The sequence below is a fragment of the Aquimarina penaris genome (assembly GCF_040786285.1).
Lineage (GTDB): Bacteria > Bacteroidota > Bacteroidia > Flavobacteriales > Flavobacteriaceae > Aquimarina.
Map to the genome: position 1 here is coordinate 197,661 of NZ_JBFMKQ010000001.1, position 20,939 is coordinate 218,599.

The window sequence follows — 20,939 nt, forward strand, 5'->3', positions numbered from 1 at the left end:
TCAGTTAAACACCTCACAATTTCACTAATTTATTGGTTACATTATCAATATAATGTACTCCAAACCCATAAACTGTTGAGAGTGCCTTATTAAGTTCGGCTGCTTCTTTGGTGGGGAATAAGTAATTTACAGCTTTTACTGTTTTTCCATCTGGAGCTACTTTCCCTATCAAAGCAAGGTAATCGTCTGCTTGACCCGTAGGAACTTTACTCAATTGATGTTTCATATCCCAAATCTCACCTGCACTTGGCAACCATTTGTCTACTGTACGTTTGTATGGCGGTGTAGCCTTACCAATTAGTTTTTTTAGATCAAAACTTATTCTTCCGAATGTTTTAGATGCAAGTTTAGGAACATGAAGTGCTATCCATTGTTCGAACATTGCGCCTTTTAAAGCTGCTCCTCTACGAGGTTCTGCCTTAATCATTTCTGCAAGAATTTTATTAAGCTTTTTAATGTCTTTCCCTGTTTTTGCTGGGATAACACTGGTTAGATATCGTGTAAAGGTTCTATATCCTTGAGCGAGGTTTGCATCTCCGGGAGTCAGAAAATCAGCAAGTTTAAGAAAATCTTTATCTGTTAACCCTGCTTCTTTAATTGCAGTCATCAAAGCAGATCCTTTTTTTCTAAGTTTTCTAGAGATTTTTAATTTATTGAGGCCTTTTGGCAATGCCTGGATAACATCATCAACCGTACTAAGTACTTTTCCACCTTTTGAAACCAGCTTAAGGGCTTTTTGAATTTCATCAACATCTACCTTACATGGTGAGGCGCATCCCAGCAAACGAAGTTTTGCATTTGCGGCCATGCGTGCAAAACGTTCTTTTGCCCATTGAGGGAGTTTTTTTAGCTTGCCTATATCTGCTTTGCTTAATCTCTTTAAAATACTCAAAGGAATTCTAAGAACTCTGGCAGCCCAACCATGAGCTTCAGATAAAGCATTAGCAGCTTTAAGCGCTTTGCGTACTTTCTCTATACCCTTTCCTTTTAAGGTATTGGCTTTATTCATTATTTTTTGCACACTATTTAGCTTTCCTAAATACTTGGCTAATTTCCCAAACTTTCCTGCTTTTCCGGCCCATTTAATCGCTGTAACTATTCCTCCAGAAAAAACAAGCATTAATATTTCTACTATAGCATATCCTATTACATACCCTCTAAATTTCCATCTATCCCAAACATTAGGATGGTTCCATTTCTCTCCGACCATCTTTATAATGTCACTCATTTTTATTTTAGAGATGTCACTAAAAAAGGCTTTTGCATCAGAAATTAATGTTCCTTTAAATAGTTTTACAATGATATCTTTTATTAATACTATTAGGTCATAAAGTCCTATAAAGACATCTGCAACCGACATCACTGCACCATGTAGTAATCCAACAACAAAAGCCCCAATACCTATTGCGATATCGGCAAGTGTTGAGAGCATTTCATAAGAAATTGAACCCGAAGAAACTTGGCCGCGCATGGCTTCCACTAATTGTTTACCCGGAACCCAAATTTGTCCTTTCTTCGTTTTTGTCTTTACCCAAGAATCGTTTGGATTATCCTTATAAATATATCTTCGCCCTTTTGATTGGTTTACGGCTGTAAGTACATTGACTAAAAACCGGAAATCATTTTTGCACGCAAGGGTAAATAAACTATTCTTAATAAGGCAGTCTGATACATGTCCTGGAAATAATTCTATAGCTAAAGACAAAGCCCCTTGCCCTTCCTTTGTAATTCTATACAACCGAGCACCAGGATCTGGCATATCTACATTGATCCTACTGGCAGGGATATAGCCATGAGTTCCTTTTTTTACTGGCAATGTAGTTCCTTCTTGATGCCCCATTACATATACAGAATACCAACCATGTTTATCTTTTCTATCCACAAATACACGCGTATTAAGGGGTAATATTCCCAAACTTGTATTTACACGATTTGTTTGTGGCCAAAGCGTAGTTCCTTCATCATGCTGTACTACTCCATGAGTTTCAACCGGAGTTCCTTCTTCCATGTCGGTTAACTGCTTCTCTGTAGGTTCGAACACAGGCTCTTCATAATCTCCTAACTCATCTTGTTTTTGGATTAGCTTACTTTTTCCCTGTTGTACAGTATGTGTTAGCTCGTGTGCTAATAAATGTTTTCCGGAGCTCGAATTGGTATCGTATTTTCCTTGATTAAAATAAATATCACTACCGTGAGTAAATGCCTGTGCGCTTAGGTCTTTATTCATTTGAACAGCTTTGCTACCCGTATGCACTCGAACATTACTGAAATCTGCCCCAAAAGCTGAGCCCATAGACTTTTCAACATTTCCAGATAATGGTCTGCCTCCTCCTTTAGAAGAATTTAAGCGACTTTGTAGATCTGGAGTTGATTTATTTTGGGTAGTTCCTGATTTCTCCTGGATATCATCCTCTGTTTCAGAAAGTTCATCTTCTTTTTTCTGTAGCTTTTCTTCATCATCACAGGTAGCACACTTAGTTTGTATGTTCGCTTCTGGTTGTTCGGCATTACTTTCAAAAATAGGTTTCTGCTGTATTTCTATATCACTTTGTGATAATTCATCATTCTCTTTTTCCTGTACTTGTTCCTCTTGTTCGCAATCACTACACTTAGCTTGGATTTGATTGGTATTATTTACTGAAGTATTACTTAAACGCTGTACCACTTTATCTGCCATGGTGTCCGCTTCAACTTCATATTTATCATTGGGTTGACCTATAGTAAGTTTAGGCTGTACAGTAGTCGGATTAAAGAAAGAAGTTCTCGCTTCGTTAGATTTAGAAAAAAAGCCTCCATTCCCTTCTTTATTAAAGAACGGTTCTCGCTTCATCTGAATCTCATTATGTGAAGCTGTACTTTTTTGTGCTTCGTCTACTTTCAACCTATTTTATTCTTGTTTAAGATTTTACGGTATCTGTTTTTATGTTTTGCCGTATGATTTTCTTATTTAAATATTCTTTTGTTTTGGGATCACTCCAGGGTATTCTATTGATTTGTTCTTTTAATTGAGAGGTATCCTTGGGAGCTATTGGATGATTTTTACTATTTTTTTGTATCCTGGCAACTTCATTAATACCTTTTAGTGTTATTAGTTTATCATCAACTCTATGGTTAATTTCTGTATGCGCGATACTATCTTTTAGTACTTCTTCTTGTGTTTTTTGTGATTCTTCTTCAATAATTTTGTTAGTAAGATCGATCACTTTTTCAGAATTTCCCAGCAATAAATTAGCTTCTGCAACTGCTTTTATATCTTCTATATCTGTAGCTCGTTTTTCTAACTTATTGGTAACCTTAGTTAATTCTTTTTGAGCAATCGTATCCTGAGGGTTTTCTATAACCTCATTTGAAAACTTTTTTAAGGCGATCTTATCCTTTTCTATCTGTATTTCCTGAATACTGGGATATGCGATCATTATAATAGGTATAGGAAAAAAAAGTAATAATTTTTTCAAATCATCTTTTTTAATAATAAAATATACTAACCCGGCGCATAGTAACATAAATAAGAATACTCCTAAAAATAGAAGTACAATTTCATATAGATAAAGATTATCAAATATTGATTTCATCATTCTTAATTATACATTTACTTTACCTCCATTCTACCCTAAGTATTTCTTTCATCCAAGGAAGTTTTATTAAGCTCAGATTCCATGGGAGTCTATCTAATAAAATATCCAAGGTTTTTTGTTCTACAAATAGTTTCCAACCGGTTTGTTCTTTTTCTAATTTTCCTTCTCGCATAAGAAATCCCTCTCGCAAACCATCTGGTGAGGTACCTCCTAATACACCCCAATGTTCTATAACTGCTTGTAGTAAATTGTTAGCTTCTTCTTTTTCTTGTTTGGTCAACTCAACCGTATGATCCAGAGGCATATTTACTGGCATTTCACAAAGAAATTTTGGCAATACCATCTCATACTCTTTTGGGGTTTCTTCTGCAGTTGCTAAAAAATGTAGTAACATCACTGCTTTACTTCTGGCATTAAAATCTATAAAATCTTTGCCTTCCAATAACTCAAGATTTCTAAAAAAAGAATTCAAAAAAGGGTGAAGTAACACTATCCCTGTATTGCTAAAAAACTGAGGCGATTCTAATTGCTCTTCATTGTATAATATATCTTCATTTTCGGTATCCTCATCTATAAAATTGTCGATCTCTTCATCATCTTTTAACAGGGATGTTTCTTTTTCTTCTTGATATTTTTGAGTCTCTTGTTGCAGTATTTCATGTAGAAAAGAAAACCTATTCCCTGATTCTGTTTTTATTATTTTTCTGATATCACTTTCCTTAATAATTAAGGAGACAGATGGTAGTTTAATAACTTCTATACCTAACAAAAGGCTTTCTAACTTCTTTCTATCCAGAATTACCATTTTAAAAATGTGCTCCCAAATATCAATTTCTAGCGTTCTCTGGTGTATAGACATTTTAGGTGATATATCTTCAAAAAGGAGCTCTACTTCTTTACATAAATCCAATAGTTTATTTTGCGAAAACCCTGTATATAATTCAACTACTGATTTTAAATCTTTAGCGGTATGCTGTAGAACCAATCTTTTTAACGCTATGGGATGTTTTCTGAGTTTGTTTTCTAATATGGTAACTGCATCTATATCTAATCCTAAAGTTTCAAGAATTAAAGGCATCCAATCCTCTTCGGGTTGGATAGTATAAGGAGGCAACCTACCCTTTTCTAACCAGTACAACCATAAATCAAAATAATATCTTCGAAGTGATTGTCGATTATTATTCCTTAGTTTCTGATCTTTTTCAATATTCTTATTTTTAATGTTAGATTTATCTTTAAAATACCTTTTTGAGCTCTCTTTTTGTTTTCTATAATGGGAATCCCCATTTAAACCAAATGAATTGTCGTTTTTATTTTTGATTTTTAAAGTCTCACTTTCTAAATTAGAATTCTTTAATATCTCTTGTATCTTTTCTTCTAGAAGCTTGATAATTTTAGTAACTATTTCATCAATATGGCGCCTACTATTTAAATTAATATGCCCTATATCTAACTCGATTCTATCTAAGCTAATCACCTCATCCTCTCCAACAATTTCGTCAAACATTATAGTTAGTTTAGGCAGTAAATCTTTGCGCACCAATTCACTCACAGTTTGCTGTATGGTATATATTCTATCAGAAGAATTGACTTCTACTTCTAATATTTGTTTTCCTATGAGGTGCTTGTTTGCCATTTCCTATTTTAATACACTTTTTATCTGACCAAGAGATTTTGTATTCGCCAATGATTTTACATCTTCTATTTTCCATTCTTTTGCTATTTCTTTGAGAGAAAGTCCCTTTTCACTTAATATTTTAAAGTTGGATTTAAGATCATTAATATCATCTTTTGTAATCTCGCCCTTCTGATCAAGGGTTAGTTTATCTAGTAAATGCCATGTTGCATTTTTTAACAAGCCTAAAAAACCCTCTATATTATTATCTTTTTGTAGGCTATACCTTTTAAAGAAGTTTACCAGTTGTACATAACCAGGTATTGTTGGAGTATTTTGTAAAAAGAACACCGTTCGCTCATAGCTTTTGGTTTTCACCATATCATCATCTGCTAATGCTTTTATATTGGATAGATATTTAGGTTTCCTTTGTCTTACCAATATCAATAAATCTTGTTCAGATTTATCCTTAGTTGCTTCTTTTTTTACTACGTTCTTCGCTTTTTTGGTTGTACCCTTTTTAGTTTTTGATATCGCCTTCTTTTTAATGTCTTTAGATGGAGTTGCTGGCTTTTCTATTACCGCATTGGTGGTCTTTATATCTAAACTTTGATTACGAACTGCCACGTCATAGCCAGGTATTTCGTCTTCATTATCTTCATCACAACAGGACCAAAAAATGGTTCCTTCGGTTTCTTTAGGCAAGCAACATTCATTATCATTTACCCATTCATTATCCTCACAACTGCAATCCCCTTGTTCTTCTGGTGAGGAAGCACATGCTGGTTCAGATTTTAAGGTTTTTATACAATCGACTAACGAACAATGAGGTAATCCATTTTCGGGCTCACATATTTTTTGCATTGGGTCATATTGCTCTTTTTCGAGAGCATATTTATATGTTTGCGAAACTTCTATCCATTCTAACCACCTTCTATATTTATCTTCGAACGTACACATATCTTGTGGGCTTAGCCATAAAATATTTAACCCTACCAATGCCGGTACTTCTTTATATAATAATCTTTCAAAAATTTGGCGAGAATCTTTTGTTCTAAAACATTTTATCCATGATGGCAATGCAACCGTAGCCCAAAAAGAGTAAGGGTCTGTTCCTGGCAAATAATGAATCATGTTAGTTTCAGGATCTTCTGCACAAGGATCATCCTTATCTAGGTCTGGTTGCCAATCTATTTCGCAGCAATAATCAGGACAAATGGGTAATAGACAATTTTCGACTTTTTGGTTTGCTAAGGCTCTTTCGACCACTATGGGTTCTTGACATTGACTCCTATCTCTTGGTCTTAGTAAGATGTGTTCTACAAGATGCATTCCTGGATCATCGATGCATTGTTTGGTCATTTTAATTGCGTCTTCTACTTCTTGCAGACAAGTATATTGTTGGGGGTGGTATGCAATCTCTTTGCTTGTATCAATGAGTTGAAAAGAATACGGGCCATACTTTGTTTTTGAGATGCACTCTATACTGTATCTTTTATCTGTAACTAACTCGCAGAATCGAACAAATTCTAGTAATGCTTCAGAGCAACACGAATAGCAATTGCTACTTATAAAAGGATACTCTTCGGTACAAGCTCTTTCATCTTCATCGGTTTCTTCGTCACAACCACAAGGTTGTAATTCGTTATTAGGAATTGTCTCATCACCATCAGGAGACCAATATAATCTGTAGCAATATCCCTTATCTGTTTTATAAACCGGGAAATAGTTGATTAAATAATATATGTTTTCTAAATCAACATTTTGAGCATCTACATCACCATCAACAGGTATTTTCTCTAAAAAACATTTTAGAAAAGCATCGTTTTTATCCTCTGTGGGGTTATCTTTAGAACATATCTTGATACATTCTCTGGCAATTTCTACATATTCACAAAGTTTTTGAATTCTATCTGGGTTCTCGTTAATGTAATCATTTATTGTATCGAGGTTTTCAGTTCTGGCTTTTAAAGTCTTTTTTTGTGAATCTGCAGCTTGATCTTGAATAATATATTTGCTCCAATCCAGGTTTCCAATGATTTCTTCCCACACTATAATTTGGGCATCTCTTTCAGCTTCAGAGTTATACCAGCATGTATGATCTACTACAAAATAACTTGAAGAAACTATTTTAAATTTCCAGTATTGTTGATCGCACATCGGGATATAATTTCTATCATCTTCTGCAGCATACACGAATTCTCGTACTCCTCCTGGAATGCAATTATTACAAGAATCTACTTTAGTTGGATATTTGCTATCCCAAGCATCTACATATGATTCAAAATCACATGAACTCTCTGCTAATACCTCGACCATACCCACATAAAACTTACCTTTTTCGCAGAGAACTCTACAATTATTGGGAGTGTTGGCTAGTGCATAAAAATGTTGGTACTCTTTTATTGCTTCTTCAATACTATCAAAACAATCTACACTATCCCATAATAGGGTTCCCTGATATTCATTTTTATCAGGGTTAGTGCATACTCTATTATCTATCAATCCTTTCTCGGGAACGATGACTCTGTATTTGTATTTATCCTTGCATTTTATAATTTCATGATCTTGTTCATCATCCAATTCATCTTCTTCAATTTCGACTTTATATACGGGAAATAATTCTGCTAATTGCACATAATAATTGACCAAAGTTTCCTCATTACCTCCTATTTCATCGCTTTTCTCTTTAGGGATTACTGCAATAAAAGAAGCTTCATTACAATCTTCGGATTCGGGGTTTTTATATTCCTCTTTAACATTTATTTTTCCTTCTTCTGTATATTCATCTTTATCTTTAGCCAGTCTAATTACCTCTAACCATTCTTCTCCCCAGGCAGCTTCAGCTTCTGCACTAGTTTGATAACCGGCATAACTTATCAAAACAAACTCGTTACCATCTTTATCTTTATAACAAACTTGATAGTGATATATATTTTTATCCTCTCGAGGGCAAACAACAATTTGTTTAGGAGGACAAATTCTTAAGTCAATTGGTGGTGTTTTATCACAAATAATTCTTTTGATTGTTTCTGATTGTTCTTTTTGGTCACACAAATAAGGATTCTTGGCTATAGGAGCATTTTTTTTATAGAACCTCCACTCATAAGATGTTCTTTTATCCTCTATCATTTCTGACGCCACAAACTCTTCATTGGGAGTTGTGTTGTTTGTGTATACCGTACTTATATAATTAGTTATTTCTTTTGCATCTTCTAGCGACCCTTTAATAGGTTCTTTTGAAAATTTGTTAATCTCTTTGTCATTATATTGTATTGCAATGGGAGTGTTTTTGTCGTTTAAAGAAAATTCAGATGCGTTATCTTTTTTTCTGGATACTTTTAGTGATAGTTTAGGTAATTTTTCAACAAATTCTGTGTAGGCCTCCCGAGTTTCTTTTTCAGTTTTATAAATGTCACTACTCATAAAAATTGGTTGTAATTCGTGAAGTGAATTACTGTTTCCATACACATATCGATATTCGGCAGGAGTACCAGTAACCTCAAACTTATAAAGATGTTCACTGCATAGTTTAGTAAAGCTTTTCAATGCTTCGATTGCAATCACCTTATCAAAATTGGATTGTGCTCTCGCTTTAGATGAGAATTCGGATTCTGATTTTAATAGTATATCTTCTGTTTCTGAAAGTGACCAAACGTATCTTCGTGGTTCTTCTTTAACTAAAACGGGTAGTTCGCTGTCTTTAAAAAAACGAAGCATTGAATTTAACACCTTGTTACGTTCTGATGCAATTTCAAAATCATTAGGCGGTAAGGTCAGGAATGAATCATTGGCATCTCTAAGTAAGAAATTATACTCTGGATTTCCTTCATCTCCTGATTGAAGATAATTTTTTTTGTTACCTCCCAGCTCAAAAACTTTACGTATTTCCTGTAATGCTTCTTTTTTAGAATCATAAACACAATAACTAACTAGTGGCGTTATCGTATCCTGTACAGGAATTTTAAATCCAATTTTAGTTTTCTCTTCCTTGTAACTAGGTTTAGTTCTTCTATTACCAAAAACTTTTATGCAACCATCTATAATTTCTTCTCTATGATTTTCATAACCGTCTGATACGGCAATGATTTTTTTCTTTTCATTCTGTAATAGTATTTTATAGGTGTTTTCTCCTTTTTCGGTGGTGTAATTTTTTGAAGAATTTCCTAAAACTTTTGCTTTTCGCCATGCTGCGATTGCTTTATCTTTATCTGGATAGCACCCCAATCCATGAAAAGAAATTTTTTCGTCTGGTATATCGAGAGTCCATTTATATCCAGTATCATGCTCGGTCAAATAATGATTTAACTCTGCTTGTTTCATCATTTGCTCCCATGCTTCTTCTTCATTTTCGAAACCAATTTCGCTTGATATTTTCTCATTTGATACTGCATCTTTAATATGCCATTTCCAGCTAATAATAGGATCAATCTTAGGTTTTAGAGTACTAACATCCAGGTAGTAATTTTCTTTATCAACCGGAAGCAAACGATATTCTTTGCTTTCTTTAGATCCATCAGAAGAAGTTTGCTTATTTATATTCTTAACGAATTCTTCTCTTTTATTGATTGCCGTTTCTTCAGAAGTCATTTTAGTGTTCTTACTGCGAACAACTTCTATATTATCATGATTTAATAATCTTTGATCGTAGTGATACTTTGTGATTTTAATATTCTCATCTGTTGGTTCTTCACAAAATACCCTGGCTATTACAGTAGAATCAAAACCGTTTAGTTTTTTTTCTAATGCTGTATAGGATTTAGAGTCACGTAGCTTTAGTAAGATATCTTTTGCAGCGAGATTCAGTTCCTTTTCTGTTTCATAGCTAATATTACCTCTAAAAAGAAGATTTCCTTTTGGGTCCTTAAGTATTACTCTATTGCATTCGGTTACTTCAAAATTGCATAGATTTCTCCTGTGATAATTTTCAATTCCCGATAATCGGGAAACTCTTTTTTCAAACCCCGAAACGTTATCGGTATTCCAGGAAGGTTGTAGGTAGTTAAATGCTTTTCCTCGGTTTCTACTTAATTCTGCGAATTCATTGATATATGAAGATTGATCATTGATCATTTCTTCATCCAACTCAGATTGGCTTAATTTACCTTTATATTGAAGTAATGAATACTCGGTAAATTCCTCACCAAACCGAGCCAATAAATGATCTAAAAACTGCTTACGTCTCGAAATATATTCTTCTTTATCCTCGGTTAATTCCTGAATAAGATTTATATATGATATTGGGTGATATGTAATACTAAAATAATGTTGATCGGGAGTTTCGTCTTGTGATTTTCGAGTAGATAAACTATAGTTATTACTTGTTGCAGCAAAGAAAGCAGCATTTTTGGCTTCACTTTTTGCTATGTCGTCGGTTGCATATCTTTTTGTTCCTACTAGTACTATTCCGCATGGTAGGCTAGGATATAATACAAAAAAGCAACCAAAACGATCTTTTAAAATCTGTATTGTATAGTTTTTGGCAAAAAAGGAATCAATTAATTGGTTTACATGTATAGAACGTATGTTTACTGAAGGAAAAGCATAAGAATCAACTAATGCCGTTCCATCTTCACAATAGTTGCCAATGGATAATTCGGTTCTGGGGTTTTCTTCAAGTTTTTTTAATGCATCTCTCCATTGTTCATCGTCTGCTACAGGATACGCAAGTATAGTGCCTTCAGTTTGGGTGGTATTCTTATCATAAAATCTTAATAAGTCTTCTAGTCCGGGAATGCTTTCCGGAATCTGGGTGAAATATGTTTTCTTTTCTTCTTCACTTCTTTCTTTTTCGAATTTTAGTGAAAACAATGAGCGTATATTAGCTAGTTGAGAAGTATAATTGGCCAATATTTGATCATAAAACAATAGATACCCCTTGAGTTGTAGTGCTTGAGTTTTTCTCAATAATGATGCACTATCAGGCAAACCTTCTTCTCCGATTCCATATACCGTCGGAAAATCGTTCTGAATAGCGTAGTAATCATTGATATCTTCATGATAAATCCCGAAAGGAATTTCATTATCCAGGCTACCTATTGATAATCTAAATTTTTTACCAAAAGAAATTGACTTTAGAATCTTAATTTTATCAATCTTAAGTAACCCTTGTTCGTTGTATAAATCTACACAAGTATCATCGATCGAAAATATAGGAACCTGGTACTCTTCTATAGCTTGTATCCAAGACATAGATGAAACCATGTTACCTCCTTGTTGCTCTTTGGTTATGTGTATTTTTTTTATTTTCCGAACACCTTCTATACTAAGAATAATGTTATACAGGTCTGATAGATGAATTTCTTCTCGTTTTTTTAATTGTTCAAACTCATCGGTATCAACAAATCCAAAGCTTTCTTTTCTGTAAGGTCTTCCGGCAAAAATATCGTCGATAGCTTTTCCTTTATCCAGAAGTTCATTGAGTGTATAGTACCTAATTTCGGGTTGAATAAAGTTTTTAAGCTCCTTAATAATTTTTGGGTAAATTACTTGAGGATCGTATCCCAAGCGTATTTCGACATCTACACAAACCCCAAATTTAATTGGCTTTAAAACCTTTATATCAATAAAATCTTCACATAAATTTCTATACTTAGAAAGTAATTCTATTACTTCTTTCTTGATTTGATCATCATCGATACCTTCTTCTTTTTCTATATAAACTTTATATAATCCGTTTAGAAAAAGTTCTTCAAATTTGGCATCAATTATACAATCATCATAAGCAACAATAGCACTATTGTCATAGGTTTCAATACCTACCTCATCATTTGGGCGCACAGATGGAGAACAGCTTAAACTATCTATATTTTGATTTACAAATAGATTCACTTCTTGATTTACAGGTTCTAACCAGGCATTTCGAACACCTTCGATCTCTAGAAGTAATTTTCTATAATCGGTTATTGTAACCGGATTTACTGTTAGTATTTCTAAAGGAGTTAAAAAATTATCGTCTTTGTCTTGATTGTTTTCCCGAGCAATTAAATCTTCGAAAGGAAGATTTGTTTTGTAACCCAAATCCATTAAAGCATAGACTAAAACTTCAAGAATTGTAATGCCTGGATCATGTACATTATGGTCGGTCCATATTTTTCCTGAAAGATTACCGATATGCTCAAGTCCCTCTTTTCTAAGCTTTTCAAAATCCAGATATTCTGGTAAATTTGGATCATTTTGCTTAATAACAGATATAGTATTTTCTGATAATCCTGCCATTCTTACGTTGATTGATATAATTTATTAATCTCGAGGTCGGGAGTAGTGGTTTCATTGTCTGGACATTCCTCCTTATCATCTTCTACACAAATTTCTCCTGCGGTTAAAACCGATCTTGCTGTAAGTGGTTTTATAATAGATCCTGTTTGTTCACATTCACCCATTAGATGCAGACTTACGATAAAATCTACATACTCTAATTGTTCAACAAATCCAACGATATCAGAAAAGAGTACGACTTGGCCAAAAGCAAGTTTTTCTGAATCGCCAAGCGACCAAGGCGCTAAAAATAGCGTAATGTCCTCTTTGAGTTTTTTCTTATAAAAATCGGGTGATTTACCGCGATATAGTCGAATCTTAATTGATACATCAACATATTCAAACCTTGGATTCATGACTTTAAGTCGAGCAAAAGGAGACGTTCTTTTTCTAATGTGATCTCCTATTTTTTCTAGCAGACTTACGGGTACTTTGGGTTCTTGTAAATTTCCAGATTTAAGCTTTGTTAAATCAGGAATTACGGTAACCACAACATAACCTGGTGCTATTTCCAGATCACGTTTATAATCAATAGCAGAAAGCCCCATGGTATGCGTAATGCACTTTGCCTTATAAATTTCGGGGAAGCCTTCTAAAACAATTTTTTCATAATCAGTAAGCATTAGTGCTCTTCCTTTGTGCTTTAAATGCTCGCTAACTCTTGTATAAAAGTGCCCATTGGCTTCTGGAACTCTACCGCCAAATGAGGGGTACAACTGCTCTACTTTTTTAATATTAAAATCTGCTTCAACTAATTTGGCAATACCACCAGCTTCTAAAGCTTCTTCTAATCTGGTTTTATCGTTTAATTCTGTAATTCTTGCCGATGTTTTTGCAGCCTGAGTATGAATGCCTATCGTTTCGGCAACTGCTTTTACATTTTCGGGTGCTGCAACTTTGAGCCAATAAAAAGGACCTTGCATAACAGTATTCCCATCATTATTGATATCTTCTGGGATGATTATGGTAGTAATACCAGATACCGTAAAACCATCTGTGGTATCAGAAATCACTTTAAAATCATACTCAAGTGGTTTCCATTCGTTATTACTTAAATACTGCCAGTTAATTTCTGCTCTGTCTAATTCTGAATTGGCAGTAGCTTCAGCTAATTGAAAAAGCATAGACAAGCTACCTCCTACTGTTATTTTTTCTATTCCGATAAACAAAGTCCCTTCATCATCAAAATATGGGAAAAGTGTCGGTTCATTTACGATATTCTCTTGCTTAGATGTATCCTTAAATGGATAGAGATGAACTATATCCATATCCTCTATTTCGGCTTTAGCCTTATAGTCTACAAATATGGATTTGATCTGTGGGGTATACGGTTCGTTAGGTAATTTGGCGTCTTCTTGTACATCTAAGAGATCAGTTACTCTGGTAACTCTCCTGCTTATATCAATTAAGATAATCAGTAAACCATAAGCGTTTAGATTATTATCAACCTCATTATCTGGAATACTTGTCGTATTAAAGGGAAGTCCAGGGTTATTCTCTATCAGACTTTTGATTGTATCTAGATGAGTCTTGGTATGATCTAATTGATCTAATATCGATGATGCATTAAGATTAGGATCTAATTCAACAAGCATCACATTAACATTGCCCAGGGCATTTAGAACTAGGGCAGGAGAACCTGGATTATTATAGTTATTATTCACAAAAACCAAATCTTGTTGGATAAGATTAGCGAGATTTAATAGATTTGGTATTTCAGTATCATTCAAAGCGTTTATCTCCGTAACCATGAAATCAACATTTCCTAATATAGTACCCAATACTATTATCGCTCGATCACCTAATAATTTTAATAATCTTAGGTCTTCTCGAACAGTTTCTGCTGTTTTTGCATCAATAATATTGGCAAGTGCCATTACTTGTTTTGCAAGTACAAATGCATATTGATCATGCTGAAAATCTTCTCCTTTGAGTCGCATTCTAAAAAAAGCTTTTCTAGAATTTACGGTGAGTGGAGATAATGGATCAATCGGCATTGATTTTTCTGTATACATATCCATTGGAAAATCTGACCGATCCCAGACATATCCATTAAAATTAAACAGTGGATCAATTGGTGGGCAAAACTGTGGATCAACTGGTATACAAAGTGAGAAAGGATCCTTATCAATAAAAATCGTCTTTAAATCATTGTCTTTCTTCCATAAGGCATTATCCAAAATACTGCCTTCCATTTGAAAGCTATTGTTCGTGATCGGAGCCCCTCCATCTTGATTATAGGCTTCATAGTAATCGGTAAAATCTTGAGGCCTGTCTTTCCACTCAACACCAACTCTAAAAGATTCCCAGTTTTTGCAAAAGACTTCTTTTGATCCAATAAAAAAGGAAGCATCGACCTTGGGTCGTGGTCCAAACGGAAACATGGGTTTGTTTACATCCTGTAAATTTTCATCATTTTGGACTATTATATTTTTAACTCCGCAGACCTTAACATCGATTTTGGCATCGATAAGTGCTAAGCCTTTTAAAAAGTTATAAGGTGATATTTCTTTTTCTTCAAGTGGATTTCCATCTTTTTTTAAGCAACATGTATTACGATTATTTCCATTAAGTATAACAGGTCCTCCTGTAATTTCATCACATGTAAAAACATTTAGCTTCTTTTTTACTTTAGGATTAAGTTCTATTTTTACTAATGGAAATGGTGTTTTAAGTTCAATTTTTTCTTTTAGTTTTTCTTCATCAAAAAAGACCACCTTAGGATCATCATCATCTAATGTTATTTTAAACATAAATTGTATATCCCCATCGGTATTTAATTCTAGAAATGCGGGAAGGTTTATTTCGACATTTTCAATGTTATCTGGTTTTGGGATGATCCACTCTTCTTCACCGCTAAAAGAAATCATAAAAAGCTGACTGACATCGGGAAAAGTTTCTTCGACGAATACTCCGCAATCACATAAACGAGATTTCTGGTCATCATCTAAAAATGGCACACAGCTAATTGGGTCCTTTTCTCCTAAAAACTCTTTTAAGCTACCTTCGATTATATATTTATCTTCTTTACCAAGTATATCTAACAAGTATTTTTTTGTTTCTTCAGCTATTGTAGCACATCTATTTACAGCTTCTTTAGTAAATGAAAACACTTTTTGTAGTGCAATTTGATCCAGGTTATTTTTTATTTGCAGTGCTGTATATCCATCTTTTGGTAAATTACAATTAAGTCTTATTTCGATCATTCGTTTACCTTCTTCCAATAATAATACTGGTGATGATAACACAAACCCTAATCTAGCTTTTGGATACTCTTCGGCTTCTTCTTCTCCTTCTTTAATATACTTACTATACTTATCTCCAAGTGTTGGCCAATTGGCAGGTTGACCTTCTTTAAATTCTTTATCTACGCCATCGGCCAAGTTAGCCTTTGGAGCTATATATATTCCTTCAATACGTTTTACATCATTTACTTTTATTGGATAAAGAGAAAGCGTTTTTAACTCCTTTATTTGTGCTTTATCTATAATAATTTCATGATCAAGGCCAAACTGTATATCCTGGTTATTACCGTCTTTTCCATCTTTTAATAACAAGTCTTTTTTTATAGCATACTGTTCTTTATGATTTGCAAGTTCGAAAACAATATGCGCTTCATCGGGGACAGCATCTTTAGGAATTAATCGTAATACTTGTTCATAAAAGAAATCTAAATGCTTCTTGCCTAGTTCGTTTATATTACCTTTAAAGTGCTTAAACACTTCTAAAAAAGTAAATACGAGTGCTATATGTGGCTGGTGTTTTTTTTGTAATGATTCTTTTAAAGGTATTAGGCTTTCATCAATATAATCTGGTGCTGCATTTACAATATCTTGCATACCACTTAATACTTGCTGAAATATGGTGTTTAATACTTCTCCTGCCTTTAAAAAAGCTTCTTTTTTTCCTGTTCTAACTTGCTTAATACATAAATCTAAAGCGTATATCTCTTCAACTTTTAATTGCCAAGGAGGACTCATAAAATCGTTAAAATTCTTTTTAGTAATGCATAAAAAATTAGTACTAGAATTATATAAACAGATTAATGATTTTATGGCATCTGAAAACGAGGTTTTAATGATTGCTAATAACGAATCTGTAAAACTATTTTCTTCATTTGCTACCGTATTAAAAAGTTGTGTGGTAGGTGCTATGATTTTATTAAGAATAAAATTGAAAAGTGATTCGAGGGATTGTTTTGATGGATTCGCTTTTAGTTCTTCGTATAAAAATAGAAACTGAGCATCTAATTCTTCAATTGATGTTTTGCTTAACATTGCTAATTGAAAAGGCAAACTATCTTTAAAAAATAACGACCAATCATCTAATTCCTGATACTCTCCTTTGATTTCGGTTTTTTTATATTGATAGAAATTAATTTGTCTGGCATACTCACTAATTAAATACAATCTATCCGCCATTGTTTTTCCATCAATGAGTGCAGAGTCTGTTCCCAAAGCTTGCAAAACTCGGTTTCGTTGACTTGTCCCAGTTCTGTTTTTTAAGGGATGTGCTATGTTTGATGGGTTTTTCATTTACTTATACCTTTGTATTTATATCCCTTGATTTGCTTCTCTTAGATAGAAATCGTACACAAAATTATTACGGGTGTTAGTTCCTTCAATTTCGTAGTGAACAATAATTTTTAAAAGACCCTCTATCAAATCAAAAGAATCCTCTTCGGTAATATCCACTCGTTCTAATTTAATTCTGGGTTCAAAAAAAAGTATTGCCCTTTCAACCAAATCCTTTATAAAACCAATTAATGCGCTATCTGTACTTTCGAACTGATAATCCTTTAAATTACATCCATAATCGGGTTGCATTACGCGTTCTCCCAAACTTGTAGACAGTAAGATTTCAAGACTTTGTTCTATATCTTTTTCGGCACTAACCATAGTTACCGTTTTACTATCGGTATCAAATGTTGGTGGAAATGACCACCCTGTTCCTAAATATGCTTTATTCGTATTCATTCTTTTTATTTTATCCTCCTATCATTACTGTTGGAAACCCCTGGACAATTGTTCCTCCGTGCGTGGTCATATCTCCCATTCTTGCCGCAGGACTACCCCCAATAAAAACTGTTCCCGACCCTCTATTGATAGTATCTGGAGGCCCTACACAGACACACATATCACCCACTACTGCTGCTGGCATACCACCGATCAATACCAGAGACTTTGGTGGCCCTATTATCGGACCGCCAACATGTGGTACTGGTCCATTAAACAATGGGCATGTATGCATGTCTACTATTCTTGCTGCTGCTGGCATAATGTTGTTCTTTTTTAATTAATGTTAACTATAGAGCCTTTAATGGTAGTTGGGCCATCTGCAGAAACATTGGTTGTTGCTCCTTTGACCTCCATGCTTGCTGTGGCATTTACCGATATTTGTGTTGCTTCTAGTGTCATGGTGGTCCCGGCTTTAATATTTAAACTTCCTGTAGCTTCTATTTTAATATCACCTGGGCTTTTCGTTTCTATCCCCGATGAATTCATTTTGGTTACATTTCCATTTTGGTCTTCTATAGTTATCGAGGTGCTATCCTCGTCTAACTTAATACTATTGCCCGCTGGTGTATCAATTACTATGGTTTTGGTATCATCATTAAAATACACTCTTAATTCTGATCGGGTCACAAAACCTTTTTCGTGGTTATCATCCTGAGCAGTTATAGGTGCTGGCTTTGCACTACTATTTAACATCCCAAGTATTACCGCTTCTCTAGGATCATCATTTAAAAACCCTACAATTACTTCGTCTTCAATTTCTGGTAAAAAAAACGATCCTCTACCTCCATTAACACTTCCGGTACCGGCATCTAAGGTGGCTACTCTTGCCCATACGCCTCTGGCAGAATTATCAATAATGGGTAATCTCACTAATATTCTATTCTCTCCTTCGGGATCGTCCTGTAATTGCACTACTTTTCCTATTTGTAATCCATTAATAGCGGGAACTAAACCCGATGCAGGTACATCGGTAATATTTTTATGAATATGTGAAAAACAATCAGGTTTTAATCCAAATTGTGCTTGAGTATACCAAGAGCCATTATACACATCATGTCTAACGGCAGAAACAAAGGCATTACCAGTAAATCTTGCTCCCACACCTTGCAATTCAATTAATTGACCCGGTTTAATATCCCCAAAACCTATAAACTTAGCACGACCTTGTATTTTTGAAAGCCTACTGTTTTGCATTATAGAATTTGTCCATTCCTGCAGCTCTTCTTCTATAGCTTGCCCCGTATGTCTAAGCTCAAATTTTTCGGGACTTATTAGTTCTGCCAATTTTTTACCGCTTACATTACCTGGTTCATTTATGGGTACACTTTCAGTTACATGTTCAAACATATCTTGTCCGGCATAATCCCATGATTTAGCCTCTACCGAAGTCCATTGACTTCTGGAGTCCATTTCGGCTTCAAAATCAATCAATGTTGAACCAAACAATACAGATACTGCAGGACTTGTATTGGTTACCGGGGCTTTAATATTGATTTTACCATCATCAACCACCACTAATTTGCCATTGGCTTCGGCTCTCATCAACACAAAATCCCAATCTGTACAATGATGTTGTACCATTTCGAGATGAGTAACATTGGTAGCTTCTACATCATGACTTAGAGAGGAATATCTGCCTATGACTTCCTCCATAATTTCACTATCTTTTATTTCTTCATAATAAAAATTATGTCTACCTATTGTCATTTTTACGGCTTCATCTCTACAGTCTAAGATTAATTCTGTTTTACCGCTTTCTTTAACTTTAATACCGTGTTTAACAATTATGCCTTTGAATAGTTGTTTATTTTCTCCGTCACGACCTGTTTTTATCGTTATTGACTTGCCTGGCAGAAATTCTTCTTCTTCACTTATTCTGAAAGTTTCTTCAGATGAATTACCATCTTGCAAAACAATTTTGCCTGTTGGTACTTTGTTTATTTCTTTTACAATTGAAATTGAGAGTACCTGATAGCCCGGATCAACTAATTTTCCGTCAATCAAAATATCAAATGTTGATACATTGTGTGATACTTTTACTGGTATTTCTCTATCCTTCATTTTACTTATCGGTTTATGTTAGGTTAGTTCTATTCGGTTGTTTTCTCTAGAGGAGGAAAAACCAACTCTTCGCCTGGTTTTATTTTTCTGAACGTGGTTAAACCATTAGCCCTGGCGATTTGGGTAACATACTTGGGGTCGTTATAAATCTGTTCTGTCATCCAGTCAAGCCTATCCCCTGCTTTTACCAATCGGACATGGGTTAGATCGGGAGATTTTTTACGTTCGCGTGCCACTCGTTCTTTCTGAGCTACATAATTCAAAAAAGTGGCACTTACTTTGATTCGTAATGGGTCTCCATTAGGTTTGAACAAGGTATAATTGAGATCAAGATTTGATAGAATACAAGGGAACTTAAAGCCATCTCCCCAATGCACCTTTAAAAAGTGAGGTCTATGAATTTCGCCATTCATATTATATACTGTATTCATAAAAATATTTAACTGATCTTTTACAGGTACAGTATTTTCATTAGAAAGTGTTGCCACATCCGGTTTAAATTTTAAACTAGAATTATATCCCTGAATGGTCCCTGTTCCGTCTAATATAAAGTCCAACTTTAATTCTTCGGGAGCGGTTCCTTCATAATTTGCATTGGTTCCTTGATTTCCTTGCCCTTGTTGAATGTTTAATTTGACCTTATAATTTTTCGTAAAACTTTCGGGATTTACAGGTAGCGAAATTCGATTAGGTTTAACCTTAGATCTTTTGGTAAACTCTTCGTTTTCATAAGATTCAATCGAAACTTTTATTAATTTCCCGCTTTCATTCATTATCTTTCATTTTTCTCTTTAATTATTCTGAGTACCTTATCTACAATTTCATTAATTGTAGATTCGTCTCCCTTGTTCTCAGGAGAGGCATTAGAACCGGCCGTAGCCGAACCTTCTCCTCCTACCGAAGCTTTTATAACCAATTCTCTAATTTCTAAAGGCATTTTTATATTTTTTAGGGAGCAGTTACTGCATAATAATTATAGTTTAACTCGAGGGTTTCTATAAGTACTTCGCCTTTTTCGGCGTTGAGTTCTCCTACTTTCCAACTTACCGGCCATACATGAGATAGTTGCCACCGCATTAAAGGTGTATGGTTTTCATTTAACAACTCTACACCGACAGTGTCTAACGGTTTGATTATCATGTCCCTAAAAGCATTATGACACCATTTAATCAATCCAGAATCTTCTGGTTTTAGTATTCCTCTTTTAAGGGTGAGTGTTGTATATTTTGTGCGTCCCGGAAGTTGATGTTCAAACCTGTTCTCGCCACCTTCTTTCATGGCTTCTTTCTCTATTTGAACATCTAAACCAGACACAGATTGAAAACTTACATCTGTCCCTTTTGATTTTGGGAGATCTGTAAAACGGACCCTAAAATGAAAACCAACTATTTGATATGCATTAGCCATAGATTA

The 20,939-nt window shown here is 34.4% G+C and carries 11 protein-coding genes; all 11 read right to left on the minus strand.

What is annotated here, in order from left to right; all coding sequences use genetic code 11:
- Nucleotides 1-13: 13 nt before the first annotated feature.
- The 11 genes from ABW637_RS00780 to ABW637_RS00830 are packed head-to-tail and all read right to left on the minus strand — an operon-like array spanning nt 14 to nt 20,933.
- Nucleotides 14-2,881, minus strand: coding sequence for an eCIS core domain-containing protein (locus ABW637_RS00780; protein ID WP_367582714.1), 2,868 nt, complete (start codon nt 2,879-2,881; stop codon nt 14-16).
- A gap of 16 nt (nt 2,882-2,897) precedes the next feature.
- The gene (locus ABW637_RS00785) at nt 2,898-3,575 is read right to left on the minus strand and encodes a hypothetical protein (RefSeq protein WP_367582715.1); all 678 of its coding nucleotides are present in this window, start codon (nt 3,573-3,575) and stop codon (nt 2,898-2,900) included.
- Between the two features lie 19 nt (nt 3,576-3,594).
- Nucleotides 3,595-5,211 (minus strand): contractile injection system tape measure protein, encoded by a 1,617-nt coding sequence (locus ABW637_RS00790; protein WP_367582716.1) that lies wholly within the window; start codon nt 5,209-5,211, stop codon nt 3,595-3,597.
- Between the two features lie 3 nt (nt 5,212-5,214).
- Nucleotides 5,215-12,408 carry a baseplate wedge protein gene (locus ABW637_RS00795; protein ID WP_367582717.1) on the minus strand — a complete coding sequence of 2,398 codons (7,194 nt, stop codon included), beginning with the start codon at nt 12,406-12,408 and terminating at the stop codon, nt 5,215-5,217.
- A 2-nt stretch (nt 12,409-12,410) separates the two neighbouring features.
- Nucleotides 12,411-16,982: a baseplate J/gp47 family protein gene (locus ABW637_RS00800; RefSeq protein WP_367582718.1), complete on the minus strand. Its 4,572-nt coding sequence runs from the start codon at nt 16,980-16,982 to the stop codon at nt 12,411-12,413.
- Nucleotides 16,983-17,000: 18 nt separating this feature from the next.
- Entirely contained in the window at nt 17,001-17,423 is a 423-nt protein-coding gene (locus ABW637_RS00805) for a GPW/gp25 family protein (protein WP_367582719.1), read from the minus strand.
- Between the two features lie 10 nt (nt 17,424-17,433).
- On the minus strand, nt 17,434-17,724 hold the full coding sequence (locus ABW637_RS00810; protein ID WP_367582720.1) for a PAAR domain-containing protein: 291 nt from the start codon (nt 17,722-17,724) through the stop codon (nt 17,434-17,436).
- Between the two features lie 14 nt (nt 17,725-17,738).
- Nucleotides 17,739-19,526: a type VI secretion system tip protein VgrG gene (vgrG, locus tag ABW637_RS00815; RefSeq protein WP_367582721.1), complete on the minus strand. Its 1,788-nt coding sequence runs from the start codon at nt 19,524-19,526 to the stop codon at nt 17,739-17,741.
- A 29-nt stretch (nt 19,527-19,555) separates the two neighbouring features.
- Nucleotides 19,556-20,299, minus strand: coding sequence for a CIS tube protein (locus ABW637_RS00820; protein ID WP_367582722.1), 744 nt, complete (start codon nt 20,297-20,299; stop codon nt 19,556-19,558).
- Nucleotides 20,299-20,463 (minus strand): DUF5908 family protein, encoded by a 165-nt coding sequence (locus ABW637_RS00825; protein WP_367582723.1) that lies wholly within the window; start codon nt 20,461-20,463, stop codon nt 20,299-20,301. The genes ABW637_RS00820 and ABW637_RS00825 overlap by 1 nt, the downstream gene beginning before the upstream one ends.
- Nucleotides 20,464-20,474: 11 nt before the next feature.
- Nucleotides 20,475-20,933, minus strand: a complete 459-nt coding sequence (locus ABW637_RS00830) for a phage tail protein (protein WP_367582724.1) — start codon at nt 20,931-20,933, stop codon at nt 20,475-20,477.
- Nucleotides 20,934-20,939 lie beyond the last annotated feature (6 nt).

Coding starts and splice junctions, on each gene's coding strand:
- ABW637_RS00785 (WP_367582715.1), bottom strand. CDS start 3,575: ATGATGAAATCAATATTTGATAATCTTTATCTATATGAAATTGTACTT.
- ABW637_RS00790 (WP_367582716.1), bottom strand. CDS start 5,211: ATGGCAAACAAGCACCTCATAGGAAAACAAATATTAGAAGTAGAAGTC.
- ABW637_RS00795 (WP_367582717.1), bottom strand. CDS start 12,408: ATGGCAGGATTATCAGAAAATACTATATCTGTTATTAAGCAAAATGAT.
- ABW637_RS00800 (WP_367582718.1), bottom strand. CDS start 16,982: ATGAAAAACCCATCAAACATAGCACATCCCTTAAAAAACAGAACTGGG.
- ABW637_RS00805 (WP_367582719.1), bottom strand. CDS start 17,423: ATGAATACGAATAAAGCATATTTAGGAACAGGGTGGTCATTTCCACCA.
- ABW637_RS00810 (WP_367582720.1), bottom strand. CDS start 17,724: ATGCCAGCAGCAGCAAGAATAGTAGACATGCATACATGCCCATTGTTT.
- vgrG (WP_367582721.1), bottom strand. CDS start 19,526: ATGAAGGATAGAGAAATACCAGTAAAAGTATCACACAATGTATCAACA.
- ABW637_RS00820 (WP_367582722.1), bottom strand. CDS start 20,299: ATGAATGAAAGCGGGAAATTAATAAAAGTTTCGATTGAATCTTATGAA.
- ABW637_RS00825 (WP_367582723.1), bottom strand. CDS start 20,463: ATGCCTTTAGAAATTAGAGAATTGGTTATAAAAGCTTCGGTAGGAGGA.
- ABW637_RS00830 (WP_367582724.1), bottom strand. CDS start 20,933: ATGGCTAATGCATATCAAATAGTTGGTTTTCATTTTAGGGTCCGTTTT.